Here is a 23737-nt window from a genome sequence, read left to right as displayed (position 1 = left end):
GCCCGCGGCGGTTGGCGCGTCAACGCCGCCACATTCCCGAGTGACCGATTCCGCGCCGTTTCGAGGACGGATACCCACAACGCACCCCGGGCGCCCCACCCATCACGCCCGCCGCCCCCGGAACCGCCGCCGCTCCGCAGGCATCTCCGGCGTCGGGGAGTCGGCAAGCCGCACCACCGGATCATCCGGCCCGTCGCGTCCGGCGACCACCGGCCGGTCCGCCCGCAGTGCCTTCGCCCGGTACTGAGCCGCGTCCGCGAGCCGGAACAGCCGCCGCCCGGACCGTACCGCCCCGATCGGATCCTCGGTGGACGCGACCCCACACGCCACACCCTCGCCCAGCTCCAACTCGGCGGCCCTGCGGCAGAGTTCGGTAGCCGCGTCGACCACCTCATCAGCGGGCGGCCCGACCGCGAGCAGACAGAACTCGTCACCGCCGAGCCGCGCGGCGAGCGCACCCGGGAGCATCGCGCCGCACAGCGACAACACCGACCCGAAGCGTTCCAGCAGCCGGTCACCGACCGCATGCCCCCGGGTGTCGTTGACGCGCTTGAGCCCGTTCAGATCGCACACAACCAGACTGACCACGACCCCCTCACGCCGATGCCGCTCGACCGCCTCGTCGAGCCGCACATCGACCGCACGACGATTGGCGAGCCCGGTCAGCGCGTCCGTGAACGCCAACCGCCGCGCCTCCTCCAGCCGCTCCGTCTGCGCGATTCCCGCCGCCACGACGGAGGCCAGGACGGTGGCGAAATCGGCGTCCCCCCGATCGAAGACGGGCGCACCGACCGGCCGCGCCACATACAACTCCCCCCAGGCCCGCCCGTGCAGCACGATCGGGGCGACCACACAACATCCGCGCCTACGACGCCGTAGCGCCGCCACGCGCTGGTGGCAGTACCCGGGGCTGCCCGCGGCCGGGCCCTCGGCGGTCTCGACCCAGGCGTTCGGTTCGCCGCCGCCGGCCCAGCGCTCGTGCAGGAACTCGGTGATCTCCGGGAACTGGTGCACCGGATAGGTCTCGCCGTCCGGAAACTCCTCCTCGCCCGCCGCCCGCTCCCCCACGTTGACCAGGACCCGCAGCCGGCCCAGCTCCCGCTCCCACACCGACAGCGCCGCGAAACTCCCGTCCAGCGCCCGACACGCGCCGAGCGCCGCCGCCCGCCAGGACTCCCGCGGGGTGTGCGCCGCCGCCATCCCCTGCGCCAGCTCCACCACGGCCGCCAGCCGCCTGTCCTCACCCATCACTCCAGGCTAGGGACATTAGGAACATATGGGGATATCAGTGGGGCGAACGGGTACTTCCAGAGCACCCCAATACAGGCCCAATCGCCAACACCGCCTGCGGCTCCGCCGCGCCACCGCGACCGGCACAGGCCCGCTCACCAACACCGCCAACCCGAACCCCCTAGGGGCGCGGGGCCATGCCATCTGCGGCTCCGCCGCGCGGGCGCGACCAGCCACAACGCACCCGCACCCGCACCCGCACCCGCAGACAGCCCAAGCCCCCTCTTCCTACTCCGCTACTCCCCCGGCCACACCGGCGCCCGCTTCTCATTGAACGCCGCCACCCCCTCCGCCCGATCCCCGGAGAAGGCCACCGACCGCCACGCCGCATCCTCGACCTCAAGCCCGGCCCGCAGATCCAGCCCCTGCCCCAACCGCAACGCCCGCTTGGCCGCCCGCAGCCCGACGGGCGAATTCGCGCCGATACGCGCCCCCAGCGCCAACGCCTCCTCACGATCCCGACCCGTCTCCACCAGGACGTCCACCAGCCCCAGCCCCGCCGCCTCCGCCGCCTCCAACCGCCGCGCCGTGAAGATCAGTTCGGCCGCCCGAGCAGCCCCCACCCGCCGAGGCAGCAACTGCGTACCCCCACCCCCCGGAATCACCCCCACCGACACCTCCGGCAGGCCCACCACAGCCGTACCGTCCGCCACGATCAGGTCGCAGGACAGGGCGAGTTCGAAGCCGCCACCGAGGGCGAAGCCGTGCACGGCGGCGATCGTCGGCATGGGAAGTTCGAGGACGCCCGTGTACGCGCTCCGGGCGACCGGCCGCTGCCGTACGAGTTCCGCGTCCGTGAGGGAGTTGCGCTCCTTCAGGTCCGCGCCGACGCAGAACGCCCGCTCGTGCGAGGAGGTCACCACGGTCACGCGTACGTCCCGGTCGGCCGCCAGCGCCGCACAGGCCGCGGCGATGGACCCGGCCATCGCGGTGGAGACGGCGTTCATGGCCTTGGGCCGGTCCAGGACGAGCTCCGCGACATGCTCGTGCCGCCGCACCAGCACGAACTCCCCGAACCGCTCCTCGCCCATGACAGCCTCCTGGTTAACGCGGGTTAACAGAACTCGCCCCGATCATCGCACGGGCCTTCCCCGTTCGGGTGACATCCCGCCCAACTCCCGCCGCACCGCCCGCAGAAGCGCATAACGTGCGTCCGCCACACCACAGGGGAGGGATCGTGACGACGACCACGAAGGCGGAGCCGGCCGAGGACACCCCGGACATAGCACCGCCGCTCCCCCGGGGCCGGCACCGCCGCCCCCGGCCCCGCAAGATCCTGCTCGCCGTCGGTGGCCTCGCCGTGGCCGCCGGTGTGCTGAGCCTCGTACGACTGGCGCCCGAGTCGGGAGTCGGCGGCCTGGGCACGGCGGAGGCCGAGCCCAGCGCGGAGGCGAGCCGGAGCGCCGACCGCCCGGCCAACGCCGCCGCCACCATCAGCGCGAACCCGGCCGCGATCCCCTCGGCGACCTCGACTATGGGCACCGCGAGCCCGACCCCGACGACGACCTCCGGCGTCGTACCGACTCCGTACGCGACGGAGACCGCCACGACCGTCCCGGAGACGACGACAGGGGCCGACACCCCACAGCCCCAGGCACCGACCACCGCACCGGCCCCCCACGCACCCACGACAAGCACTGCCCCGGAGCCGACACCCACGCCGCCCCCGAGCCGGACCCCCAACTCCCCCGCCCCGGCGCCGAGTCGGCCGAATCTGTGCGTGCCGATCATCGGGCTCTGCGTGGGAACGCCGTGAAGGGCCGCCCCGGACACCCCTGACGCGGGGACTCCGTGTGAAAGTGGCCCACGGCCTGTTGGAGAGCGCCGAGGTGGAGCTGCCGGACGGCACGCGTTACGTGTGCTGCGGCGACGGCCATGTCCCCGAGTGGTGGGCCGCTCCCTACGCCGTCGCGTCCGAGCGGCTCCGCCACGACCCGGGACCGATCGAGGGAGGCGGTCCGTGCGGCCGGATCACGGGGCTGACGTACTGCCCCGCCCCGTCAGCAGCCAAGGTTCCACCACGCCGAGACCGCGCACCGGCCGCTGCCACATCGGCTGGAGCGCGAAACGGTACGTCGGCGGCTCCTCGCCCTCCTTCTCGGCGGTGGCCGCGGCTTCGGCGGCCTCCGCCTCGGAGGCGGGGGCCTCGCCGCTGCGGATGAGCTCCTCGGCGAAGGCGCTGTCGACGAGGACGGCGTCGCGGGGAGCTATCGAGGTGAGCCGCGAGGCGAGGTTGACCGTCGTACCGAAGACGTCGCCCATGCGGGTCGTCACCGTGCCGAAGGCGATGCCGACGCGCAGTTCGGGCATCGTCTCGTCGCCCGCCATCGTCTCGATGAGGCGCAGCGCGATCTCGGCGGCGACCCCGGCGTCGTCCGCCGAGAAGAGGACCTCGTCGCCGAGGGTCTTGATGAGCCGGCCGCCGCGCGCGGCCACCAGGTCGGCGGCGGTGGTCTCGAAGGCCTCGACGAGTTCGCCGAGTTCCTCCTCCTCCATGCGGCGGGTCAGGCGCGTGAAGCCGACCAGGTCGGCGAAGCCCACCGCGAGCCGCCGGTCGACCATCTCCTCGTCGTCGCCCGCCTGCACGACCCGGCCGGCCGAGGCGGCGAGCTGGCGCCGCCAGACGTAGACGAGGAACTCCTCCAGTTCGGGCAGCAGCAGCTCGATGATCGGGTACGTCACCTCGGTGCGGGACATGCCCGGCTCGGGCGGCTCGGTCAGGCCCTCCAGGAACGAGTCCATCTGCCAGCCGGCCAGCCGGGCGGTGGTCTGCCCGGTGGAGCGGGCCACCTGCACGGCCATCGCCTCGCTCAGCAGCCCCGCCTCGACGAGACCGGCCAGGCGGCGCAGCGCGAGGACGTCGGCCTCCGTGAACGCCTTGGCCTGGCCGACGTCGGCGAAGCCCATGGCGCGCCAGAAGCGCGTCGCCAGCTCCATGGAGACGCCGGCCGTGCGGGCCGCCTGGAAGGGGGTGTAGCGGCGCTCGGCGCCGAGGATGAGCCCTTCGAGCCGCAGCGCGAGCGGGTTCTCACCGGGCTCGGCGGCATCGGGGGCTACCCGGCCGTCCGCGTCCGCGCCGGAGCCCGTGTCGTCGACGGTCACGCCTGCTGCCCTTCCGATCTGCCACGGTCAGGTATCGACCGGGCCCAATGCTACGGCAGGTGTGGGCCAGCTCACTCCCTGAGTCACACGGACCGAGCCGCCACAAGAGCGGTCGGGGTCACGCGGGGCGCAGGTGGACGATGTCGCCCGCCCCCACGGGCTCCTGCACGCCGTCCTCCGTGGCGAGGACGAGCCGCCCGTCCCCGTCGATCGCCACGGCCTCCCCGGTGATCGACCGGTCCCCGGGCAGTTCGGCCCGCACGACCCGGCCGAGCGTCGAGCAGCCGGCCGCGTAGGTCTCCTGGAGGCCGCTGGCGGCCGGGTCGCCGCCCGCCGCGCGCCACTTGTCGTACCAGTGCTCCAGGGACCGCAGAACGGCCCGCAGGAGGGGATCTCGGTCCGTGGTGACGGCTCCGGCCAGGGCCAGGGAGGCCGCCTGGGGCACGGGCAGCTCGTCCTCGCGCAGGGTGACGTTGATGCCGACGCCGACGATCACAGCGCTGTCACCGGCGCGCTCGGCGAGGATGCCGCCGGCCTTGCGCTCTTCACCACCCACAGTGACCAGGAGGTCGTTGGGCCACTTGAGTGCCGTGTCGACGCCGGCCGCCCGGGACAGGCCCGTGGCGACGGCGACGCCGGTCAGCAGCGGGAGCCAGCCCCAGCGGGCCACGGGGACGTCGCTCGGCTCCAGCAGGACGGAGAAGAAGAGACCGGAGCGGGCCGGCGCCGACCACTGCCGGTCGAGCCGCCCGCGCCCGGAGGTCTGCTCCTCGGCGACCAGGACGGTGCCCTCGGCCGCCTTGCCGGCGGCGGCCAGGGCGACGAGGTCGGAGTTGGTGGACCCGGTGGACTGCACGACCTCCACGCCGGTCCACAGCCCGCCCGCCCGCACCAGTCCGCGGCGCAGCGCGCCCGCGTTGAGGGGCGGCCGTTCCAGATCGGACCAACGGCTGCTGTCGTCTGAGGCATCTCGCGGCGTCATGCAAGCCACCCTAGGTGTGTTGTACGCCGCACTGCCGATCGGTAGGCCCGCCACTACTCTACGAATGAGTAACCGTCCCCCCTTTTGAGCAGGCAGGGAGCCGCAATCCCGATGTCCGAGCCGGAAGCGCCTCAAGAGATCGACATCCACACAACCGCCGGGAAGATCGCGGATCTTCAGCGCCGCATCCAGGAAGCGACGCACGCGGGCTCGGAACGCGCGGTCGAAAAACAGCACGCCAAGGGCAAGTTGACGGCCCGTGAGCGGATCGAGCTGCTCCTCGACGAGGGGTCCTTCGTCGAGTTCGACGAGTTGACCCGGCACCGGTCCACGGACTTCGGCCTGGAGAAGAACCGCCCCTACGGCGACGGAGTCGTCTCCGGCTACGGCACGGTCGACGGCCGCCCGATCGCCGTGTTCTCGCAGGACTTCACGGTGTTCGGCGGCGCCCTGGGCGAGGTCTACGGCCAGAAGATCGTCAAGGTGATGGACTTCGCGCTGAAGACGGGCTGTCCGGTCATCGGCATCAACGACTCCGGCGGCGCCCGCATCCAGGAGGGCGTGGCCTCGCTCGGCGCGTACGGCGAGATCTTCCGCCGCAACACGCACGCGAGCGGGGTGATCCCGCAGATCTCCCTCGTCGTGGGCCCGTGCGCGGGCGGAGCCGTCTACTCCCCCGCGATCACCGACTTCACGGTGATGGTCGACCAGACCTCGCACATGTTCATCACCGGCCCTGACGTCATCAAGACGGTCACCGGCGAGGACGTCGGCTTCGAGGAGCTGGGCGGGGCGCGCACCCACAACGCGGTCTCCGGTGTGGCCCATCACATGGCGGGCGACGAGAAGGACGCGATCGAATACGTCAAGCAGTTGCTGTCGTACCTCCCGTCCAACAATCTCAGCGAACCCCCGGTGTTCCCGGAGGAGGCGGACCTCAGCCTCACGGACGAGGACCGCGAGCTGGACACCCTGGTCCCGGACAGCGCGAACCAGCCGTACGACATGCACACGGTGATCGAACACGTCCTGGACGACGCCGAGTTCTTCGAGACGCAGGCGCTGTTCGCGCCGAACATCCTCACCGGTTTCGGCCGGGTGGAGGGCCGACCGGTGGGCATCGTCGCCAATCAACCCATGCAGTTCGCGGGTTGCCTGGACATCGACGCGTCCGAGAAGGCGGCCCGCTTCGTCCGCACCTGCGACGCGTTCAACGTCCCGGTCATCACCTTCGTGGACGTCCCCGGCTTCCTCCCGGGCGTCGACCAGGAGCACTACGGCATCATCCGCCGGGGCGCGAAGCTGATCTACGCGTACGCGGAGGCGACGGTCCCGCTCATCACGGTCATCACCCGCAAGGCCTTCGGCGGCGCCTACGACGTCATGGGTTCCAAGCACCTGGGCGCCGACCTCAACCTCGCCTGGCCGACCGCCCAGATCGCCGTCATGGGCGCCCAGGGCGCGGTCAACATCCTGCACCGCCGCACGATCGCCGAGGCGGAGGCGGCCGGCAACCTGGACGCGACCCGGGCCCGCCTCATCCAGGAGTACGAGGACGCCCTCCTCAACCCGTACATCGCGGCCGAACGCGGCTACATCGACGCGGTGATCCTCCCCTCCGACACCCGCCGCCACGTGGTCCGGGGCCTACGCCAACTCCGCACCAAGCGCGAGTCGTTGCCCCCCAAGAAGCACGGCAACATCCCCCTCTAGAGGAGCCGCTGTGACGATCAAGGTAGTCCGGGGCAACCCGACCCCGGAGGAGCTGGCCGCCGCCCTGGCAGTGGTCAGGGCCCGCGCCGCGGCGGCGACGACAACCCCGCCCGGCGCACCGAGGCAACGCGACGCGTGGTCCGACCCGTCCCGCATCGCGAGCGCGAGGCTGCCCCACCCGAGCCCGAGTGCGTGGACCCGCACCTTCTGGCCGGGCTAGGGTTGTTCTTCAGGGGCGCGGGGAGCGGCGCACAGAGGAACAATTCCGGGCACGAATTTAAGTACCCGTACTCAGGCGCCGCCCTCCGCCAAGCCCCACGCTGGTGGCATGCTGTGGTCCGACCCCGACAACGAGCCTCCCGAGGAAATGCGGGAGATGCAGGTCATGTTGCGGCGGCTCGGCATCCTCATGGCACTCGCGATGGTCCTGGCGATGATCGTGATCGGCCTGACGTGAACGCCCAGGACCACGCCGATACCCTGACCGCATGACAGCTCACCCGCGCCGCCGCCTCGTGCTCGCCTCCCAGTCCCCCGCCCGCCTGGGCCTGCTGCGCCAGGCCGGCCTGGACCCCGAGGTGATCGTGAGCGGCGTGGACGAGGACGCCGTCAGCGCCCCCACCCCGGCCGAACTCGCCCTCGCCCTCGCCGAGGCCAAGGCCTCCGTCGTCGCCGCGAAGCCAGAGGTCAAGGGCGCGTTGGTGATCGGCTGCGACTCCGTGCTCGACCTGGACGGCGAAGCCCTCGGCAAGCCCGCCGACGCCGAGGAGGCCACCGCCCGCTGGAAGGCGATGCGCGGCCGGGCCGGCACGCTCCGGACCGGCCACTGCGTCTACGACACGACGAGCGGCCGGTACGTCTCGGCGACCGCGTCCACCGTCGTCCGCTTCGGCGAACCGACCGACGCCGAGGTCGCCGCGTACGTCGCCACGGGCGAACCCCTTTACGTCGCCGGGGCGTTCACCCTCGACGGCCGTTCGGCGCCGTTCATCGAGGGCATCGACGGCGACCACGGCAACGTGATCGGCATCAGCCTGCCGCTCGTTCGCCGACTGCTGGCCCAACTGGGCGTCGGCATCACGGAGTTGTGGACACCCTCAGAAGGATGACTTCAGAAGGACGACCTCGGAGGGGTGACCTCTGACGGGTGACCTCTGCCGGGTGATCAGGAGGGGCTGGGGGCGGCCGGCGGGAGGGCCGGTGCTGGGTCCTTGCCGGGCGGTGGCTCGGGGCTCTGCCCGGAAGGGCCCTCCAGGCGGTCGTAGGTCATCAGGAGCAGGACGACCAGGCCGAGGACCACCACCATGAACGCGAACGCTCCCGGGCCCACCAGGCCCCACGCGAAGGCGCCCAGCAGGGCGTGCACCACGGCCACGCTGATCAGCAGGATGCGGCCGAAGCCGGCCGGGGCCCGGTCGCGCAGGGCGACGAGCAGGGCGACCACGCCGCACAGGGCGAAGTAGAGACCGAAGACGATGCCGCCCGCCTTCGAACCGACGGACATCGCGTCCGGGTCGAGCCCGGCCAGCGACATCTGCTGACGGTCGACGACGATCCCGAGGAACCAGTTCAGCGCGGCCACCCCGAGCGCCTCCACGAAGAGGACGATCGCCACGATCCATGCCACCGGTCTGCGGACCACCCGCCCCCACCCACTTCCGTTCGAGACAACCCGAACGCTACTAACGGGTAAACCCCGGGACAAGGGTTGTGATGGGGGCAAAGAATCGTTGGGCCATTCGTAGGGACTCCACAAAGAAACGGAGTGGGGCGCGGCACGCTCTCACAGAGACCTTGACCACATCGGGGGACTAGGGTTTCCACGAGGAGTCCTGCGTACCTAGGTGCGACAAGGGATTTCGCGGGTCGAGCGAGCCTCGAATCACGCTCCGTGTGGGCAAGCTCACCATTGGGGACGGGTCGATGCGCCGTGTCGGCAGTCCCTAAACTCGGCTTGTTTCAAGGAGGGAGCCTCAATCGTGCGCAAGGTGCTCATCGCCAATCGTGGCGAAATCGCTGTCCGTGTAGCCCGGGCCTGCCGGGACGCCGGGATCGCGAGCGTGGCCGTATACGCCGACCCGGACCGGGACGCTCTGCATGTCCGCGCCGCGGATGAGGCGTTCGCCCTGGGCGGTGACACACCGGCGAGCAGCTACCTGGACATCGGCAAGGTCCTGGCCGCGGCCCGCGAGTCCGGTGCCGACGCCATCCACCCCGGCTACGGATTCCTGTCGGAGAACGCCGAGTTCGCCCAGGCGGTGCTCGACGCGGACCTGATCTGGATCGGGCCGCCGCCGCAGGCGATCCGGGACCTCGGTGACAAGGTCGCCGCCCGACACATCGCCCAGCGCGCCGGTGCCCCGCTGGTGGCCGGTACGCCGGACCCGGTGTCGGGCTCGGACGAGGTCGTGGCGTTCGCCGAGCAGCACGGGCTGCCCATCGCGATCAAGGCCGCCTTCGGTGGCGGCGGTCGCGGTCTGAAGGTGGCCCGCACGCTCGAAGAGGTTCCCGAGCTGTACGACTCCGCGGTGCGCGAGGCGGTCGCCGCCTTCGGTCGCGGCGAGTGCTTCGTCGAGCGGTATCTCGACAAGCCGCGGCACGTGGAGACGCAGTGCCTGGCCGACTCCCACGGCAACGTGGTCGTCGTGTCCACGCGTGACTGCTCCCTCCAGCGCCGGCACCAGAAGCTCGTCGAGGAGGCGCCCGCGCCGTTCCTCTCCGACGCCCAGGTCGCCGAGCTGTACGCCTCCTCGAAGGCGATCCTCAAGGAGGCCGGCTATGTCGGCGCCGGGACCGTCGAGTTCCTCGTCGGCCAGGACGGCACGATCTCCTTCCTGGAGGTCAACACCCGCCTCCAGGTGGAGCACCCGGTCACCGAGGAGGTCGCCGGCATCGACCTCGTCCGCGAGATGTTCCGCATCGCCGACGGCGAGGAACTCGGCTACGGCGACCCCGAACTGCGCGGCCACTCCTTCGAGTTCCGCATCAACGGCGAGGACCCGGGCCGCGGCTTCCTGCCCGCGCCCGGCACCGTCACCACGTTCGCGGCGCCGTCGGGCCCGGGTGTCCGGCTGGACGCCGGTGTCGAGTCGGGCAGCGTCATCGGTCCGGCCTGGGACTCGCTCCTGGCCAAGCTGATCGTCACCGGCGCGACCCGCGAGCAGGCACTCCAGCGTGCGGCGCGGGCGCTCGACGAGTTCCAGGTCGAGGGCATGGCGACCGCGATCCCGTTCCACCGCGCGGTGGTGAGGGACCCGGCGTTCGCCCCCGAACTCACCGGCTCGGCGGACCCGTTCACGGTCCACACCCGCTGGATCGAGACCGAGTTCGTCAACGAGATCAAGCCCTTCGCGGCCCCCACGGACGCCGAGGCGGACGAGGACGCGGACCGCGAGACGATTGTCGTCGAGGTCGGCGGCAAGCGCCTGGAGGTCTCCCTCCCGGTCTCGCTCGGCATGTCGCTGGCCCGCACGGGCCTCGCGGCGGGCGCCAAGCCGAAGCGCCGCGCGGCCAAGAAGTCCGGCCCCGTCGCCTCCGGCGACACCCTCGCCTCGCCGATGCAGGGCACGATCGTCAAGGTCGCGGTCGAGGAGGGCCAGGAGGTCAAGGAGGGCGACCTCATCGTCGTACTCGAGGCGATGAAGATGGAACAGCCCCTGAACGCGCACAAGTCGGGGACGGTCAAGGGCCTCGGCGCGGAGGTCGGTGCGTCCGTCACGTCGGGCGCGGCGATCTGCGAGATCAAGGACTGATCCGACCGCACGTCCAGAGGTGCCCGGCCGACAGGGACAGCCTGTCCGCCGGGCACCTCTGTAATGTGACGGGACAATGCCGTAGCGCGCCGAGGAGGGCGGGTGGGACCCATGGCCAGCGCGGGCGGGCCGCCGGCGGGGCTGCGTGCCGACGCCCGGCGCAACTACGAGCGGCTGGTTACCGAGGCCCGGGTGTGCTTCGCGGCGCACGGTACGGACACGTCCCTGGAGGACGTGGCGCGGCGGGCGGGGGTCGGGATCGGCACGTTGTATCGCCACTTCCCGAACCGGCAGGCCCTGATGAGCGCGGTCTTCGAGGACGCGGTGGGTGAACTCCTCGCGCGCTCACGGGAGTTGCAGTCCGCGCCGCAGCCGTGTGTGGCACTGGTGAGCTGGTTGCGCGAGATGGTGGCGCACGCGGGTGAGTACCGGGGGCTGGCCCGGGCGCTGATGGCGGCGGGCCAGGACGAGACGTCTGCGCTGGCCCGGTGCAGCAGTCCCATCCAGGAGGCGGGGGGTACGTTGCTCTGCCGAGCGCAGGCCGCCGGTGATGTGCGGGGTGATGTCGAGATCGGCGACCTGCTTCAGCTGACCCATGCGATTGCCCTCGCGGCGGAGGGGAACCCGGGGGACCCTGAACTGGCGGATCGGTTGCTGACGTTGACGTTGCGCGGGTTGAAGCCGTAGTACTTCGTCTGCCGCGCCGTCGTGGCTGGTCGCGCAGTTCCCCGCGCCCCCAAAAAGACGGGCCGTTTCAGCCGACCTGCGTTTAAGGGGCGCGGGGTTGTATCGATATGCGGCTCCGCCGCGTGGGCGCGACCAGCCCTCACCGGCCTGCACTCGAAAACCGAACCCCCGATCAACGCCTGCGCAAATCCGCCACCCTCGCCGCACGCTCCCGCTCAGGAGACTCCCCGCCCAGGACACCCGCCGCCCTCAACCCCGGCCCCCCACCCGGCACTTGACCCCGTCGCGGGGCCGGCAGGGGCACGTCCCGGCGGCGTTGGTCCCGAGGCGGGGCCTGTTCACCCCCCTGGTTTCCCGATGCGCCGCCGGCCACGGCGATCTGCACCCCCTGGTCGGCCAGCGCCTGCAACTCCGTGGCCGCGCGGTCGTCGTGGCCCGGGGGCTCGTCGGTGACGAGGCGGGTGATCACGTCCGTGGGCACGGTCTGGAACATGGTGTCCGTGCCGAGCTTGGTGTGGTCGGCGAGGACGACGACCTCGGCGGCCGCCTGGACCAGGGCCCGGTCGACGGACGCCGAGAGCATGTTGGACGTGGACAGGCCACGCTCGGCGGTGAGCCCGCTTCCGGAGAGGAAGGCCCGGGAGACGCGCAGACCCTGGAGGGACTGCTCGGCCCCGCTGCCCACCAGCGCGTAGTTGGAACCGCGCAGGGTGCCCCCGGTCATCACGACCTCCACGCGGTTGGCATGGGCCAACGCCTGGGCCACCAACAGGGAGTTGGTGACGACCGTCAGTCCGGGTACCCGGGCGAGCCGGCGGGCCAGCTCCTGGGTCGTGGTTCCCGCCCCCACCACGATGGCCTCGCCCTCTTCGACGAAGCTGGCGGCGAGATCGGCGATGGCCGTCTTCTCGGCGGTCGCGAGATGAGATTTCTGCGGAAAGCCGGACTCCCGCGTGAACCCGCCCGGCAATACCGCACCGCCATGCCGGCGGTCGAGGAGTCCTTCTGCCTCCAGTGCGCGCACGTCCCGCCGTACGGTCACTTCGGAGGTCTGGACGACGCGGGCGAGCTCACGGAGCGATACAGCCCCATTCGCTCGCACCATTTCGAGGATCAATTGGCGACGTTCTGCAGCGAACACGAAACTGACAGTAACCCCAACGACCGTCTGCTTTCAGGTGTTTGCGCCGAATAACGGAAGTTGTTCGTACAGCAGGACGGGAAGTGGTATAGAGCCTAGTCTCGCCGCCTATGCCGTACGAATGGTCGCCAACTCCCCGTGACCAGCGGGGAGTCCACTTCGGCGTCAGACTTCGCCCGTCGCCTTCCGCGTGTGCAGTTGCCGGGCGACTTCGGCGATCGAGCCGGAAAGAGACGGGTAGACGGTGAAGGCGTTCGCGATCTGTTCGACCGTCAGGTTGTTGTCGACGGCGATCGAGATGGGGTGGATCAGTTCCGAGGCGCGGGGCGCCACGACCACACCGCCGACGATGATGCCGGTGCCGGGGCGGCAGAAGATCTTGACGAAGCCGTCCCGGATGCCCTGCATCTTCGCGCGCGGGTTGCGGAGGAGGGGGAGCTTCACCACGCGTGCGTCGATCTTGCCCGCGTCCACGTCGGCCTGGCTGTAGCCGACGGTCGCGATCTCGGGGTCGGTGAAGACGTTCGAGGAGACCGTCTTCAGGTTGAGCGGGGCCACCGCGTCGCCCAGGAAGTGGTACATCGCGATCCGGCCCTGCATCGCGGCCACCGAGGCGAGCGCGAAGACGCCGGTGACGTCACCGGCCGCGTACACGCCCGGAGCGGTCGTACGCGAGACCTTGTCGGTCCAGATGTGGCCCGAGTCGCGCAGCCGGACGCCGGCCTCCTCCAGGCCCATGCCCGCGGAGTTCGGGATGGCGCCGACGGCCATCAGGCAGTGCGAGCCGGTGATGACGCGGCCGTCGGCGAGGACGACCTCGACCTTGTCGCCGACGCGCTTGGCGGACTGGGCGCGGGAGCGGGCCATGACGTTCATGCCGCGGCGCCGGAAGACGTCTTCGAGTACGGCGGCGGCGTCCGGGTCCTCGCCGGGCAGGACGCGGTCGCGGGAGGAGACGAGGGTGACCTTGGAGCCGAGGGCCTGGTAGGCGCCGGCGAACTCGGCGCCGGTGACACCGGAACCGACCACGATCAGCTCTTCGGGGAGTTCGGTGAGGTCGTAGACCTGGGTCCAGTTCAGGATGCGCTCGCCGTCGGGGCGGGCGTCGTCCAGCTCGCGGGGGTGGCCGCCGGTCGCGATGAGCACCGCGTCCGCGACGAGGGTCTCCTCTGTGCCGTCGGCCGCCTTGACGATGACCTTGCGGGAACCGTCGATCCCCTGCATGCCGTCGAGCCGGCCCCGGCCGCGCATGACACGGGCGCCGGCCCGGGTCACGGACGCGGTGATGTCGTGCGACTGGGCGAGCGCGAGGCGCTTCACCCGCCGGTTCACCTTGCCGAGGTCCACGCCCACGACCCTGGCGGCCTGCTCCAGGGGTGGGGTGTCGTCGGCGACGATGATGCCGAGTTCCTCGTACGACGAGTCGAAGGTGGTCATCACCTCGGCCGTCGCGATAAGGGTCTTCGACGGCACGCAGTCGGTCAGCACCGACGCCCCGCCCAGACCGTCGCAGTCGACGACGGTCACCTCCGCGCCGAGCTGCGCTGCCACCAGCGCCGCTTCATAGCCGCCGGGTCCGCCACCGATGATCACGATCCGAGTCACGTACCCCATTGTCTCGCACGCTTCAAGGTGCTTCCGCCCGGGGGCGACGGGGGTGCCGTCGGCGAGGGCCTCGGGGGTGCTGCCGGCGGTGGGTTCCGGTACCCCCGGTTACGGGAGTGGCGGGTGGGTTCGCTGCCGTACTCTCGAAGCATGTCGCTCTACGCCGCGTACGCCGGCAATCTCGACGCGCGGCTGATGACCCGCCGCGCCCCGCACTCGCCGTTGCGCGCCACGGGCTGGCTGAACGGGTGGCGGCTGACCTTCGGCGGCGAGCACATGGGCTGGGAGGGTGCGCTCGCGACGATCGTGGAGGCGCCGCGCTCCCAGGTCTTCATCGCGCTGTACGAGATCGCGCCGCCCGACGAGGAGTCCATGGACCGGTGGGAGGGCGTCGGCCTCGACGTCTACCGGCGCATGCGGGTCCGGGTGCACACCCTGGAGGGCGAGGAACCCGCTTGGGTGTACGTCCTGAACGGGTACGAGGGGGGACTGCCGTCCGCTCGTTATCTCGGGGAGCTGGCGGATGCAGCGGAGTCCGCGGGCGCGCCGCACGACTATGTGATGGAGCTGCGGAAACGGCCCTGCTGAGGGTTCAGCCGGCTTGGGCTGAGGGTTTCCCACACATAACGCCCGTCACAGGTCTCGTTGGAAACGACAAGACAACGATCGCCATCCCGTGCGCTCTGTCATCTACGCGCGTAGGCCCGGACCGGCTACGCTCAGCGGCGTGAACGCATCTCTTCTTCCGGACGACATCCAGGGCGACCCCCATGCCGCCGCTGACGCCGCCGCCACGCGCCTGCGCGAACTGACGGGCGCCGAGACCCACGACGTCGCCCTTGTGATGGGCTCCGGCTGGGGACCGGCCGTCGACGCCCTCGGCGTCCCCGCGGCCGACTTCCCCGTCACCGAGCTGCCCGGCTTCCCGCCGCCGGCCGTCGAGGGCCACGGCGGGCGGATCCGCTCGTACGGCATCGGTGACAAGCGGGCGCTGGTCTTTCTCGGCCGTACCCACTACTACGAGGGGCGGGGTGTCGCCGCCGTCGCGCACGGAGTTCGTACGGCCGTCGCCGCGGGCTGCAAGACCATCGTGCTGACCAATGGCTGCGGGGGGCTCCGCGAGGGCATGCGGCCCGGGCAGCCTGTGCTGATCAGCGACCACATCAACCTCACGGCCACGTCCCCGATCGTCGGCGCGAATTTCGTGGACCTGACCGATCTGTACTCGCCTCGGCTGCGCGCCCTGTGCAAGGAGATCGACCCGGCGTTGGAGGAGGGTGTGTACGCGCAGTTCCCCGGGCCGCACTATGAGACTCCGGCGGAGATTCGGATGGCCCGGGTGATCGGGGCGGACCTGGTGGGGATGTCCACGGTGCTGGAAGCGATCGCCGCGCGTGAGGCGGGTGCGGAGGTGCTGGGTATCTCGCTGGTGACGAACCTTGCCGCGGGGATGACGGGTGAGCCGCTGAACCACGAGGAGGTTCTTCAGGCGGGCCGGGATTCCGCCACGCAGATGGGGTCGCTGCTGTCCCAGGTGCTCGGCCGGCTGTAGGCGCCGTGCCCAGGGGCTCCCGCCCCCTGGAACCCCCGGAAGTTTCCCACCCACCCGCTTACCCCACGAGAGGTATCCCCGACGTGCACGACGACGATCTCATCGCGCGGGCCAGGACCTGGCTCGCCGAGGACCCCGACGCGGACACCCGTGAGGAGCTGGGGAAGCTCATCGAAGCCGGGGACGTCGCCGAGCTCACCGACCGATTCCGCGGGACGCTCCAGTTCGGCACCGCCGGCCTGCGGGGCGAACTCGGCGCCGGGCCCATGCGGATGAACCGCGCGGTCGTCATCCGGGCCGCCGCCGGACTCGCCGCGTATCTCAAGAAGAACGGCGCGGCCGACGGAGTCGTCGTCATCGGCTACGACGCCCGGCACAAGTCCGCCGACTTCGCCCGCGACACCGCCGCCGTGATGGTGGGCGCGGGGCTCAGGGCCGCCGTGCTGCCCCGCCCCCTTCCCACCCCCGTACTCTCCTTCGCCATACGGCACTTGGGCGCGATCGCCGGCGTGGAGGTCACCGCCAGCCACAACCCGCCCCGGGACAACGGCTACAAGGTCTACCTCGGCGACGGCTCCCAGATCGTGCCCCCGGCCGACGCGGAGATCGCCGCCGAGATCGACGCGATCGACTCCCTGCACGACGTGCCCCGCCCGGAGGACGGGTGGGAGACCCTCGACGACGCCGTCCTGGACGCCTACCTCGCCCGCACGGACGCCGTCCTCTCCCCCGGCTCCCCCCGCACCGCCCGCACCGTCTACACGGCGATGCACGGCGTCGGCAAGGACGTGCTGCTGGCCGCGTTCGCCCGCGCCGGGTTCCCCGAACCCGTGCTCGTCGCCGAACAGGCGGAGCCCGACCCGGACTTCCCGACCGTCGCGTTCCCCAACCCGGAGGAGCCCGGCGCGATGGACCTCGCCTTCGCCCGGGCACGCGCCACGGACCCGGACCTGATCATCGCCAACGACCCGGACGCCGACCGCTGCGCCGCGGCCGTGAAAGACCGTACGCAGAACGGTGGTTGGCGCATGCTGCGCGGCGACGAGGTCGGCTCGCTGCTCGCCGCGCACCTCGTGCGGCGCGGCGCCCGGGGCACCTTCGCCGAGTCGATCGTCTCCTCGTCCCTCCTCGGCCGTATCGCCGAGAAGGCGGGCCTGCCCTACGAGGAGACCCTCACCGGCTTCAAGTGGATCGCCCGGGTGGAGGGGCTTCGCTACGGCTATGAGGAGGCCCTCGGCTACTGCGTCGACCCCGACGGTGTGCGGGACAAGGACGGCATCACCGCCGCCCTCCTCATCACCGAGCTGGCGTCCGAGCTGAAGGCGGAGGGGCGCGATCTGCTCGACCTCCTCGACGATCTCGCCGTGGAGCACGGTCTGCACGCCACCGATCAGCTGTCGGTGCGGGTCGAGGAGCTGTCCGTCATCGCCGACGCCATGCGGCGGTTGCGCGAGCGGCCACCGACTCACCTCGCGGGACTGGCTGTTACCAAGGCCGAGGATCTCACCGAGGGGACCGAGACCCTCCCGCCCACGGACGGACTGCGCTACACGCTCGACGGTGCCCGGGTCATCGTCCGGCCCAGCGGCACCGAGCCCAAACTGAAGTGCTATCTGGAGGTCGTGGTCCCGGTCGCCGCGCACGCCGACCTCCCGGCGGCCCGCGCCCGGGCCGCCGAGACCCTCGCGACGATCAAGCGGGACCTGTCGGCGGCGGCCGGTATCTGAGCGGTTGGTATCTGAGCGGTCGGCATCTGCAACTCTCGCCTGAATACGCCCTGATTCAACGGGAGTTGGACTTCCGTATGCTCCCCGGCGGGCCGCCGTCGTGACCTTGGCACCGCCGCGCAACCACGGTCAGGACAGCCACCGGGTGACGAGCAGAGCGATCCAGGCGATACCGAGGACCGCGGCGAACGGCAACAGCGGGCGCCCGCGCTCCTTCTCCTCGCTCTCGCCGGTGGGGCGCAGGGCGGGGTCGGCGATCATCGCGGAGAGTTCGGCGGCGAGGGCGTCGTAGGGGTGGATCAGTCCGCGCCTGCGTTGCAGCCAGGGCCAACGGGGCGCGGCCACCGCCCAGTTGTCACCGTCGCCCACGCGCAGCCGGAGTTCGAAGGAGTCCCGGCGGGCCGCGCGGAGATCGTCCCAGGGGATATGACGCGGGGCGCGCAGCCGGTTCAGCCAGACGCCGGTGCGGTCGGCGGTGATGCGCCAGCGCAGTTTCACGGGGACACGGACGGCACACATCAGGCCGAAGAGGAGCAGCAGGCCTCGGAACCAGAGGCTGTTGTCGATGCCCAGCAGGAAATACCCCGTGCACCACAGCACCGTCAGGAAGCCCGCCAGCCAGTCCACCGGCCCCGCCCGCCAGCGCCGTACCGGCACCACGGTGGTCCCCGCCCGCACGGTCGCGGCCAGCTCCTCGTCCCGCGCCTTGTTCCGCGCGGCCCGGGCCTCCGCCCGCGCCTCCCGGGCGGTCCGGCGCCGCGCGGCGCCTCCCGCCAGCGGTCGTACGGGCCCGGTCGACCACTCCGTCACCGGCGGCTCGCCGGGCTCCTCCGGCGCGCCGACCAGCAGGATCTCGGCGCCGTCGGCGGGGGTGCCGTAGAGGACGGCCTCGCGCAGGGGGGTGCGCTCGCCGGTCGCGGACGCCGCGTCGAGGAGTTCCTCCAGCTCCGCCGCGTCCAGGGCGTCGTCCTTGTCTTTGTCGTCGCCCTTGTCTTTGTCGTCGCCCTCGTCCTCGGCTGTCGACCTCATCGCGACCGTGAACAGGGGCCGTAGCGCCGTCGTGTCGTCCGTCGCGTAGACCACGGCGTCCTCGTGGTCGTCCTTGCCGACGAGAACGCGCAGGACGGGCGCGGGTGCCTTGCGCAGGGCGGTCGCGCGGTGGCGGCCGAGGGCTCCGGAGAGGAGCAGGGTGAGGGCCAGCCCGGCCAGGAACAGGCCGATCGCGACCGCCTCCCGGCGGTGGTCCGCCCACAGACCCGAGGTGGCGAGCAGGACGACACCGGGTACGGCCACCACGGCCCCGAACCGGAGGAACAGCCCGCCGCGCCGTACCGGACCGTCGGCGTCCGGCAGCGGGGCGGTGACCCCGTCGGCCGCCGCCAGGACGCTCCGCCGCTGGCGGGTACGCGCGCGTGCCCGTAGTTCAGTGGCCGTCACGGAGGCCAGGACCAGCAGGGCGGCGCACACCCGGACCGGCCACGACAGCTCGGTCCAGCGGACCGCCACCAGCACGACCAGGACAGGGGCGGAGAGTCGTACGAGCTCCGGGCGCCACAGCCACCACACGACCTGGAGCGGCAGCAGCGCGATCAGCTCCGGGGGCAGATCTGTTGTCGTCAGCACAGCGGGGACGACCAACAGGGCACACCAGAGGGCCAGTTCGAGGGACCATCGCCGGGGCCGGACCGGCACCCACCACGGCACCGCCGCGTCGGCCCACACGCGCGCGTGCTCCCCGCTCCAGGCCACGCATCCGTCGGGTATCGCGGAAACGGGCAGCGGTGGGGGCTCCTGGACGTTCGTGGTCATGACATCCCAGAGGTGTGTGGGTGGAGAAGAGGTGTGGGTGCGGGCGGCGCGGTGCGGTGCGGTCAGCCCGTCGCCAGCAGGATCGCCAGCACTACGGCACCCGCGAGCGCCGGCGCGATCACCTCGTACGCCCAGCGCACGGTGACCTCGCCCTGCGCCGACTCGTGCTGCCCCCGGCTCTCCAGCAGCTCGCGCAGATCGGTCATGATCTGGTCGGACTCCGCGCGCGTGGGCCCACCCTGTACGGCACCGCCGCCGAACGTGCCCATCCGGCCGCCGCCGGAGCCGAGCAGCCCCGGCCTGCTACCGCGCCGGTCGCCGGTCGCCTCCGTCATGGCCCGTGCCTCGCGCCGCGCGGCCTTCTTGCGGGCGCGCAGCGAGACCGGGACCGCCCACAGCTGGAACTTGGCGCCCGTGTTCGTGAGGACCTCGTTCGAGTAGCCGGAGCGCAGGGTGGCGACCTCGGCCCAGGGCAGGACGACGATCCTGAACGGGTTGCGGATCCGGAGGCGGTCCGGGCCGGCGTACACCGCCGGGCGCAGGGTGAACGCGACGATCAGCGGGACGGCGAGGATCAGGCCGGCGAGGGCGAGCCACGGGGAGCGGCCGTGGCCGGTGAACAGGGCGTCGATACCGAGCCAGCCGACGATGGCCAGGAGGAGCACACCGCCGACGATGCCCGCGGACGATCGATAGGTGCGGTCGCGGTCTTTGGGCTCGGCTTGCGGGGTCGTCATGGTGCCGATTCTGCCTCAGAGGTGCGCCTACTCGCCGTGGGGGACCTCTTCGTCTGCGAGTGCCGGTTCCCTGTGGGGCTGGTCGCGCCCACGCGGCGGAGCCGCATATAGATACAGCCTCGCGCCCCGGTGGGTGTCGCTCACCGGTGCTCCAAGATGAGCCCCGGGCTATACAGCCGCTACGCGCGTAGATATGCTCGGGTGGTGACCATGCCCACCACTGCACCTGCTGCATACGCACTCGGCGAGGTAACGGCGTCGGACAGTACGCTGCGCCGTTTCCTCCACGGGCTGCCCGGCGTCGACGCGGTCGGCCTGGAGGCGCGCGCCGCCTCGCTCGGGACCCGTTCCATCAAGACCACCGCGAAGGCGTACGCCATCGACCTCGCCATCTCGATGGTCGACCTGACGACGCTGGAAGGCGCGGACACCCCGGGCAAGGTCCGGGCGCTCGGCGCCAAGGCGGTCCGCCCCGACCCGACCGACCGGACGAGTCCCTCGACCGCGGCCGTCTGTGTCTATCCCGACATGGTGGCCTCCGCGAAGGAGGCCGTCGCCGGTTCCTCCGTGAAGGTCGCCTCCGTCGCCACCGCCTTCCCGGCAGGCCGTGCCGCGCTCGCCGTGAAGCTGGCCGACGTGCGCGACGCGGTCGCCGCGGGCGCCGACGAGATCGACATGGTCATCGACCGCGGGGCGTTCCTCGCGGGCCACTACATGAAGGTCTACGACGAGATCGTCGCCGTGAAGGAGGCGTCCGGAGCGGCTCGCCTCAAGGTCATCTTCGAGACCGGCGAGCTGTCGACGTACGACAACATCCGCCGCGCGAGCTGGCTCGGCATGCTGGCCGGCGCGGACTTCATCAAGACGTCGACGGGCAAGGTCGCCGTCAACGCGACGCCCGCGAACACCCTGTTGATGCTGGAGGCGGTGCGTGACTTCCGCGCGCAGACCGGCATCCAGGTCGGGGTGAAGCCCGCGGGCGGTATCCGTACCTCCAAGGACGCGATCAAGTTCCTGGTCATCGTCAACGAGACGGCGGGCGAGGACTGGCTGGACAACCACTGGTTCCGCTTCGGCGCGTCCTCGCTCCTGAACGACCTGCTGATGCAGCGTCAGAAGCTGGCCACCGGCCGCTACTCCGGCCCCGACTACGTGACGGTGGACTGATCCCACATGGCATCCACATCTGCATCCACATCTGCATCCGCATCCGTATCCGCCTTTGAGTACGCACCGGCGCCCGAGTCCCGCTCGGTCGTCGACATCGCGCCCTCCTACGGCCTGTTCATCGACGGCGAGTTCACCGAGGCGGCCGAGGGCAAGGTCTTCAAGACCGTCTCCCCCTCCACCGAAGAGGTCCTCTCCGAGATCGCCCAGGCGGGCGAGGCGGACGTCGACCGCGCGGTGAAGGCCGCCCGCAGGGCCTTCGAGAAGTGGTCGGCACTGCCCGGCTCCGAGCGCGCGAAGTACCTGTTCCGCATCGCCCGGATCATCCAGGAGCGCAGCCGCGAACTGGCCGTCCTGGAAACCCTGGACAACGGCAAGCCCATCAAGGAGACGAGGGACGCCGACCTCCCCCTGGTCGCCGCGCACTTCTTCTACTACGCGGGCTGGGCCGACAAGCTGGACCACGCCGGCTTCGGGTCGAACCCCCAGCCCCTCGGTGTCGCGGGCCAGGTCATCCCCTGGAACTTCCCCCTCCTGATGCTGGCCTGGAAGATCGCCCCGGCCCTCGCGACCGGCAACACGGTCGTACTGAAGCCCGCCGAGACGACCCCTCTCTCGGCGCTCTTCTTCGCGGACATCTGCCGCCAGGCCGGCCTCCCCAAGGGTGTCGTCAACATCCTTCCGGGATACGGCGATTCGGGCGCCGCGCTCGTCGCGCACCCGGACGTCGACAAGGTCGCGTTCACCGGCTCCACGGCCGTCGGCAAGGCGATCGCGCGCCAGGTGGCCGGCACGACCAAGAAGGTCACCCTCGAACTCGGCGGCAAGGGCGCGAACATCGTCTTCGACGACGCCCCCATCGACCAGGCCGTCGAGGGCATCGTCACCGGCATCTTCTTCAACCAGGGCCAAGTGTGCTGCGCGGGCAGCCGACTTCTCGTACAGGAGTCGATCCAGGACGAGTTGATGGACTCGCTGAAGCGCAGGCTCTCCACCCTCCGCCTCGGCGACCCGCTCGACAAGAACACCGACATCGGCGCGATCAACTCCGCCGAGCAGCTCTCCCGGATCACCACGCTCGTCGAGCAGGGCGAGGCGGAGGGCGCCGAGCGCTGGTCCCCGGAGTGTGAACTCCCGTCCTCCGGCTACTGGTTCGCCCCGACGCTCTTCACGAACGTCACCCAGGCGCACACCATCGCCCGCGACGAGATCTTCGGCCCGGTGCTGTCGGTGCTGACCTTCCGCACGCCCGAGGAGGCGGTGGCGAAGGCCAACAACAGCCAGTACGGCCTCTCCGCCGGCATCTGGACGGAGAAGGGTTCCCGCATCCTCGCCGTCGCGAGCAAGCTGCGCGCGGGCGTCATCTGGTCCAACACGTTCAACAAGTTCGACCCGACCTCGCCGTTCGGCGGCTACAAGGAGTCGGGCTTCGGCCGCGAGGGCGGTCGCCACGGCCTGGAGGCGTACCTCGATGTCTGAGCAGAACCGTCTGAGCGTCTTCAAGACCTACAAGCTGTACGTCGGGGGCAAGTTCCCCCGTAGCGAGAGCGGCCGGGTGTACGAGGTGACCGACTCAAAGGGCAAGTGGCTCGCGAACGCGCCGCAGTCCTCCCGCAAGGACGCCCGTGACGCGGTCGTGGCGGCCCGCAAGGCGTTCGGCGGCTGGTCCGGCGCCACGGCCTACAACCGGGGCCAGATCCTCTACCGCATCGCCGAGATGCTGGAGGGCCGCAAGGACCAGTTCGTCCGCGAAGTGGCCGACGCGGAGGGCCTGTCGAAGTCGAAGGCCGCCGCCGTAGTCGACGCGGCGATCGACCGCTGGGTCTGGTACGCGGGCTGGACCGACAAGATCGCCCAGGTGGTCGGCGGCGCGAACCCGGTGGCGGGCCCGTACTTCAACCTCTCCTCCCCCGAGCCGACGGGAGTGGTCACCGTCCTGGCCCCCCAGAAGTCGTCGTTCCTCGGGCTGATCTCGGTGGTCGCCCCGGTGATCGCGACCGGCAACACGGCCGTCGTCATCGCGAGCGAGAACTCCCCGCTCCCCGCACTGTCGTTGGGCGAGGTCCTGGCCACCTCCGACCTGCCCGGCGGTGTCGTCAACATCCTCTCCGGCAGGACGGCGGAGATCGCGGCCCCCCTCGCCGCCCACCAGGACGTCAACGCGATCGACCTCGCGGGCGCGGACGACGACGTACTGGCGAAGGAACTGGAGATCGCGGCGGCCGACAACCTCAAGCGAGTCCTCCGTCCACAGCCTGTGGATTACGCGGAGACTCCCGGCACCGACCGCCTGACAGCCTTCTTGGAAACGAAGACGGTCTGGCACCCGACGGGTTCGCTGGGAGCAGGCGGCTCCTCGTACTAGGCAGGCCGAAGGCCGAGCCTTCAGGGGCGCGGGGAACTGCGCGACCAGCCACAACGGACCAGCACCCGGCAACGAGACCGGAGTCCCCCGCCCCTCCCCCGCAATCGC

22 protein-coding genes are annotated in these 23737 nt (G+C 71.2%); 13 read left to right on the top strand and 9 right to left on the bottom strand.

What is annotated here, in order from left to right; genetic code table 11:
* Positions 1–102: 102 nt before the first annotated feature.
* Positions 103–1248, bottom strand: a complete 1146-nt coding sequence (locus ACIRRY_RS42220; RefSeq protein WP_403984005.1) for a diguanylate cyclase domain-containing protein — start codon at positions 1246–1248, stop codon at positions 103–105.
* 278 nt (positions 1249–1526) lie between these two features.
* Positions 1527–2321 carry an enoyl-CoA hydratase/isomerase family protein gene (locus ACIRRY_RS42215; protein ID WP_403984003.1) on the bottom strand — a complete coding sequence of 265 codons (795 nt, stop codon included), beginning with the start codon at positions 2319–2321 and terminating at the stop codon, positions 1527–1529.
* A gap of 146 nt (positions 2322–2467) precedes the next feature.
* Between ACIRRY_RS42215 and ACIRRY_RS42210 the strand changes: the two genes are divergently transcribed.
* Positions 2468–3046: a hypothetical protein gene (locus ACIRRY_RS42210; RefSeq protein ID WP_403984001.1), complete on the top strand. Its 579-nt coding sequence runs from the start codon at positions 2468–2470 to the stop codon at positions 3044–3046.
* A 215-nt stretch (positions 3047–3261) separates the two neighbouring features.
* Here the strand turns inward: ACIRRY_RS42210 and ACIRRY_RS42205 are convergent, their stop codons facing one another.
* Both ACIRRY_RS42205 and ACIRRY_RS42200 read right to left on the bottom strand, forming a co-directional pair.
* Positions 3262–4392: an adenylate/guanylate cyclase domain-containing protein gene (locus ACIRRY_RS42205; protein WP_403983999.1), complete on the bottom strand. Its 1131-nt coding sequence runs from the start codon at positions 4390–4392 to the stop codon at positions 3262–3264.
* Between the two features lie 118 nt (positions 4393–4510).
* Positions 4511–5374 (bottom strand): biotin--[acetyl-CoA-carboxylase] ligase, encoded by an 864-nt coding sequence (locus tag ACIRRY_RS42200; RefSeq protein ID WP_403983997.1) that lies wholly within the window; start codon positions 5372–5374, stop codon positions 4511–4513.
* 111 nt (positions 5375–5485) lie between these two features.
* Here ACIRRY_RS42200 and ACIRRY_RS42195 point away from each other — a divergent pair, with 111 nt between their 5' ends.
* From ACIRRY_RS42195 to ACIRRY_RS42180, 4 genes are all read left to right on the top strand, one after another.
* Complete coding sequence (locus tag ACIRRY_RS42195) at positions 5486–7087, top strand: acyl-CoA carboxylase subunit beta (RefSeq protein WP_403983996.1); 1602 nt, start codon at positions 5486–5488, stop codon at positions 7085–7087.
* A gap of 10 nt (positions 7088–7097) precedes the next feature.
* Entirely contained in the window at positions 7098–7307 is a 210-nt protein-coding gene (locus ACIRRY_RS42190; RefSeq protein ID WP_403983994.1) for an acyl-CoA carboxylase epsilon subunit, read from the top strand.
* Positions 7308–7415: 108 nt separating this feature from the next.
* Complete coding sequence (gene mmpB / locus ACIRRY_RS42185) at positions 7416–7544, top strand: morphogenic membrane protein MmpB (protein ID WP_403983992.1); 129 nt, start codon at positions 7416–7418, stop codon at positions 7542–7544.
* Between the two features lie 31 nt (positions 7545–7575).
* Positions 7576–8196, top strand: a complete 621-nt coding sequence (locus tag ACIRRY_RS42180) for a Maf family protein (RefSeq protein ID WP_403983990.1) — start codon at positions 7576–7578, stop codon at positions 8194–8196.
* Positions 8197–8252: 56 nt separating this feature from the next.
* Here the strand turns inward: ACIRRY_RS42180 and ACIRRY_RS42175 are convergent, their stop codons facing one another.
* Positions 8253–8729, bottom strand: coding sequence for a hypothetical protein (locus tag ACIRRY_RS42175; RefSeq protein ID WP_403983988.1), 477 nt, complete (start codon positions 8727–8729; stop codon positions 8253–8255).
* A 337-nt stretch (positions 8730–9066) separates the two neighbouring features.
* Between ACIRRY_RS42175 and ACIRRY_RS42170 the strand changes: the two genes are divergently transcribed.
* Both ACIRRY_RS42170 and ACIRRY_RS42165 read left to right on the top strand, forming a co-directional pair.
* The gene (locus ACIRRY_RS42170; RefSeq protein ID WP_403983986.1) at positions 9067–10839 is read left to right on the top strand and encodes an acetyl/propionyl/methylcrotonyl-CoA carboxylase subunit alpha; all 1773 of its coding nucleotides are present in this window, start codon (positions 9067–9069) and stop codon (positions 10837–10839) included.
* Between the two features lie 111 nt (positions 10840–10950).
* Positions 10951–11526, top strand: coding sequence for a TetR/AcrR family transcriptional regulator (locus ACIRRY_RS42165; protein WP_403984090.1), 576 nt, complete (start codon positions 10951–10953; stop codon positions 11524–11526).
* Between the two features lie 172 nt (positions 11527–11698).
* Here ACIRRY_RS42165 and ACIRRY_RS42160 read toward each other — a convergent pair whose 3' ends face one another.
* Complete coding sequence (locus tag ACIRRY_RS42160) at positions 11699–12667, bottom strand: DeoR/GlpR family DNA-binding transcription regulator (protein WP_403983984.1); 969 nt, start codon at positions 12665–12667, stop codon at positions 11699–11701.
* Positions 12668–12832: 165 nt separating this feature from the next.
* Positions 12833–14281 carry an NAD(P)H-quinone dehydrogenase gene (locus ACIRRY_RS42155; protein WP_403983982.1) on the bottom strand — a complete coding sequence of 483 codons (1449 nt, stop codon included), beginning with the start codon at positions 14279–14281 and terminating at the stop codon, positions 12833–12835.
* Between the two features lie 141 nt (positions 14282–14422).
* Between ACIRRY_RS42155 and ACIRRY_RS42150 the strand changes: the two genes are divergently transcribed.
* From ACIRRY_RS42150 to ACIRRY_RS42140, 3 genes are all read left to right on the top strand, one after another.
* Complete coding sequence (locus ACIRRY_RS42150) at positions 14423–14860, top strand: gamma-glutamylcyclotransferase (protein ID WP_200689797.1); 438 nt, start codon at positions 14423–14425, stop codon at positions 14858–14860.
* Between the two features lie 139 nt (positions 14861–14999).
* Positions 15000–15824, top strand: a complete 825-nt coding sequence (locus tag ACIRRY_RS42145; protein ID WP_403983980.1) for a purine-nucleoside phosphorylase — start codon at positions 15000–15002, stop codon at positions 15822–15824.
* A 74-nt stretch (positions 15825–15898) separates the two neighbouring features.
* Positions 15899–17551 (top strand): phospho-sugar mutase, encoded by a 1653-nt coding sequence (locus tag ACIRRY_RS42140; protein WP_403984088.1) that lies wholly within the window; start codon positions 15899–15901, stop codon positions 17549–17551.
* A gap of 129 nt (positions 17552–17680) precedes the next feature.
* Here ACIRRY_RS42140 and ACIRRY_RS42135 read toward each other — a convergent pair whose 3' ends face one another.
* Entirely contained in the window at positions 17681–19360 is a 1680-nt protein-coding gene (locus ACIRRY_RS42135; protein ID WP_403983978.1) for a hypothetical protein, read from the bottom strand.
* Between the two features lie 62 nt (positions 19361–19422).
* Positions 19423–20097: a PH domain-containing protein gene (locus ACIRRY_RS42130; protein WP_403983976.1), complete on the bottom strand. Its 675-nt coding sequence runs from the start codon at positions 20095–20097 to the stop codon at positions 19423–19425.
* 210 nt (positions 20098–20307) lie between these two features.
* Here ACIRRY_RS42130 and deoC point away from each other — a divergent pair, with 210 nt between their 5' ends.
* From deoC to ACIRRY_RS42115, 3 genes are read left to right on the top strand one after another with little or no spacing between them, the layout of a single operon-like run.
* Complete coding sequence (deoC, locus tag ACIRRY_RS42125; RefSeq protein ID WP_403983974.1) at positions 20308–21264, top strand: deoxyribose-phosphate aldolase; 957 nt, start codon at positions 20308–20310, stop codon at positions 21262–21264.
* Between the two features lie 6 nt (positions 21265–21270).
* A complete protein-coding gene (locus tag ACIRRY_RS42120) occupies positions 21271–22743 on the top strand; it encodes an aldehyde dehydrogenase family protein (protein ID WP_403983972.1) in 1473 nt (490 codons plus the stop codon).
* A complete protein-coding gene (locus ACIRRY_RS42115) occupies positions 22736–23629 on the top strand; it encodes an aldehyde dehydrogenase family protein (protein WP_403983970.1) in 894 nt (297 codons plus the stop codon). The genes ACIRRY_RS42120 and ACIRRY_RS42115 overlap by 8 nt, the downstream gene beginning before the upstream one ends.
* Positions 23630–23737: the final 108 nt, after the last annotated feature.

The organism is Streptomyces sp. NPDC101776, from assembly GCF_044766845.1.
In the GTDB taxonomy this organism is placed as follows: Bacteria; Actinomycetota; Actinomycetes; order Streptomycetales; family Streptomycetaceae; genus Streptomyces.
The sequence above is the reverse complement of the archived record's forward strand: the minus strand, read 5'-3'. Positions and strand labels throughout refer to the sequence as shown.

Excerpts from the sequence above, each read along its gene's own strand:
- ACIRRY_RS42220 (WP_403984005.1), bottom strand. The coding sequence starts at position 1,248 with ATGGGTGAGGACAGGCGGCTGGCGGCCGTGGTGGAGCTGGCGCAGGGG.
- ACIRRY_RS42215 (WP_403984003.1), bottom strand. The coding sequence starts at position 2,321 with ATGGGCGAGGAGCGGTTCGGGGAGTTCGTGCTGGTGCGGCGGCACGAG.
- ACIRRY_RS42200 (WP_403983997.1), bottom strand. The coding sequence starts at position 5,374 with ATGACGCCGCGAGATGCCTCAGACGACAGCAGCCGTTGGTCCGATCTG.
- ACIRRY_RS42195 (WP_403983996.1), top strand. The coding sequence starts at position 5,486 with ATGTCCGAGCCGGAAGCGCCTCAAGAGATCGACATCCACACAACCGCC.
- mmpB (WP_403983992.1), top strand. The coding sequence starts at position 7,416 with ATGCTGTGGTCCGACCCCGACAACGAGCCTCCCGAGGAAATGCGGGAG.
- ACIRRY_RS42180 (WP_403983990.1), top strand. The coding sequence starts at position 7,576 with ATGACAGCTCACCCGCGCCGCCGCCTCGTGCTCGCCTCCCAGTCCCCC.
- ACIRRY_RS42165 (WP_403984090.1), top strand. The coding sequence starts at position 10,951 with ATGGCCAGCGCGGGCGGGCCGCCGGCGGGGCTGCGTGCCGACGCCCGG.
- ACIRRY_RS42155 (WP_403983982.1), bottom strand. The coding sequence starts at position 14,281 with ATGGGGTACGTGACTCGGATCGTGATCATCGGTGGCGGACCCGGCGGC.
- ACIRRY_RS42150 (WP_200689797.1), top strand. The coding sequence starts at position 14,423 with ATGTCGCTCTACGCCGCGTACGCCGGCAATCTCGACGCGCGGCTGATG.
- ACIRRY_RS42135 (WP_403983978.1), bottom strand. The coding sequence starts at position 19,360 with ATGACCACGAACGTCCAGGAGCCCCCACCGCTGCCCGTTTCCGCGATA.
- ACIRRY_RS42130 (WP_403983976.1), bottom strand. The coding sequence starts at position 20,097 with ATGACGACCCCGCAAGCCGAGCCCAAAGACCGCGACCGCACCTATCGA.
- deoC (WP_403983974.1), top strand. The coding sequence starts at position 20,308 with ATGCCCACCACTGCACCTGCTGCATACGCACTCGGCGAGGTAACGGCG.
- ACIRRY_RS42120 (WP_403983972.1), top strand. The coding sequence starts at position 21,271 with ATGGCATCCACATCTGCATCCACATCTGCATCCGCATCCGTATCCGCC.
- ACIRRY_RS42115 (WP_403983970.1), top strand. The coding sequence starts at position 22,736 with ATGTCTGAGCAGAACCGTCTGAGCGTCTTCAAGACCTACAAGCTGTAC.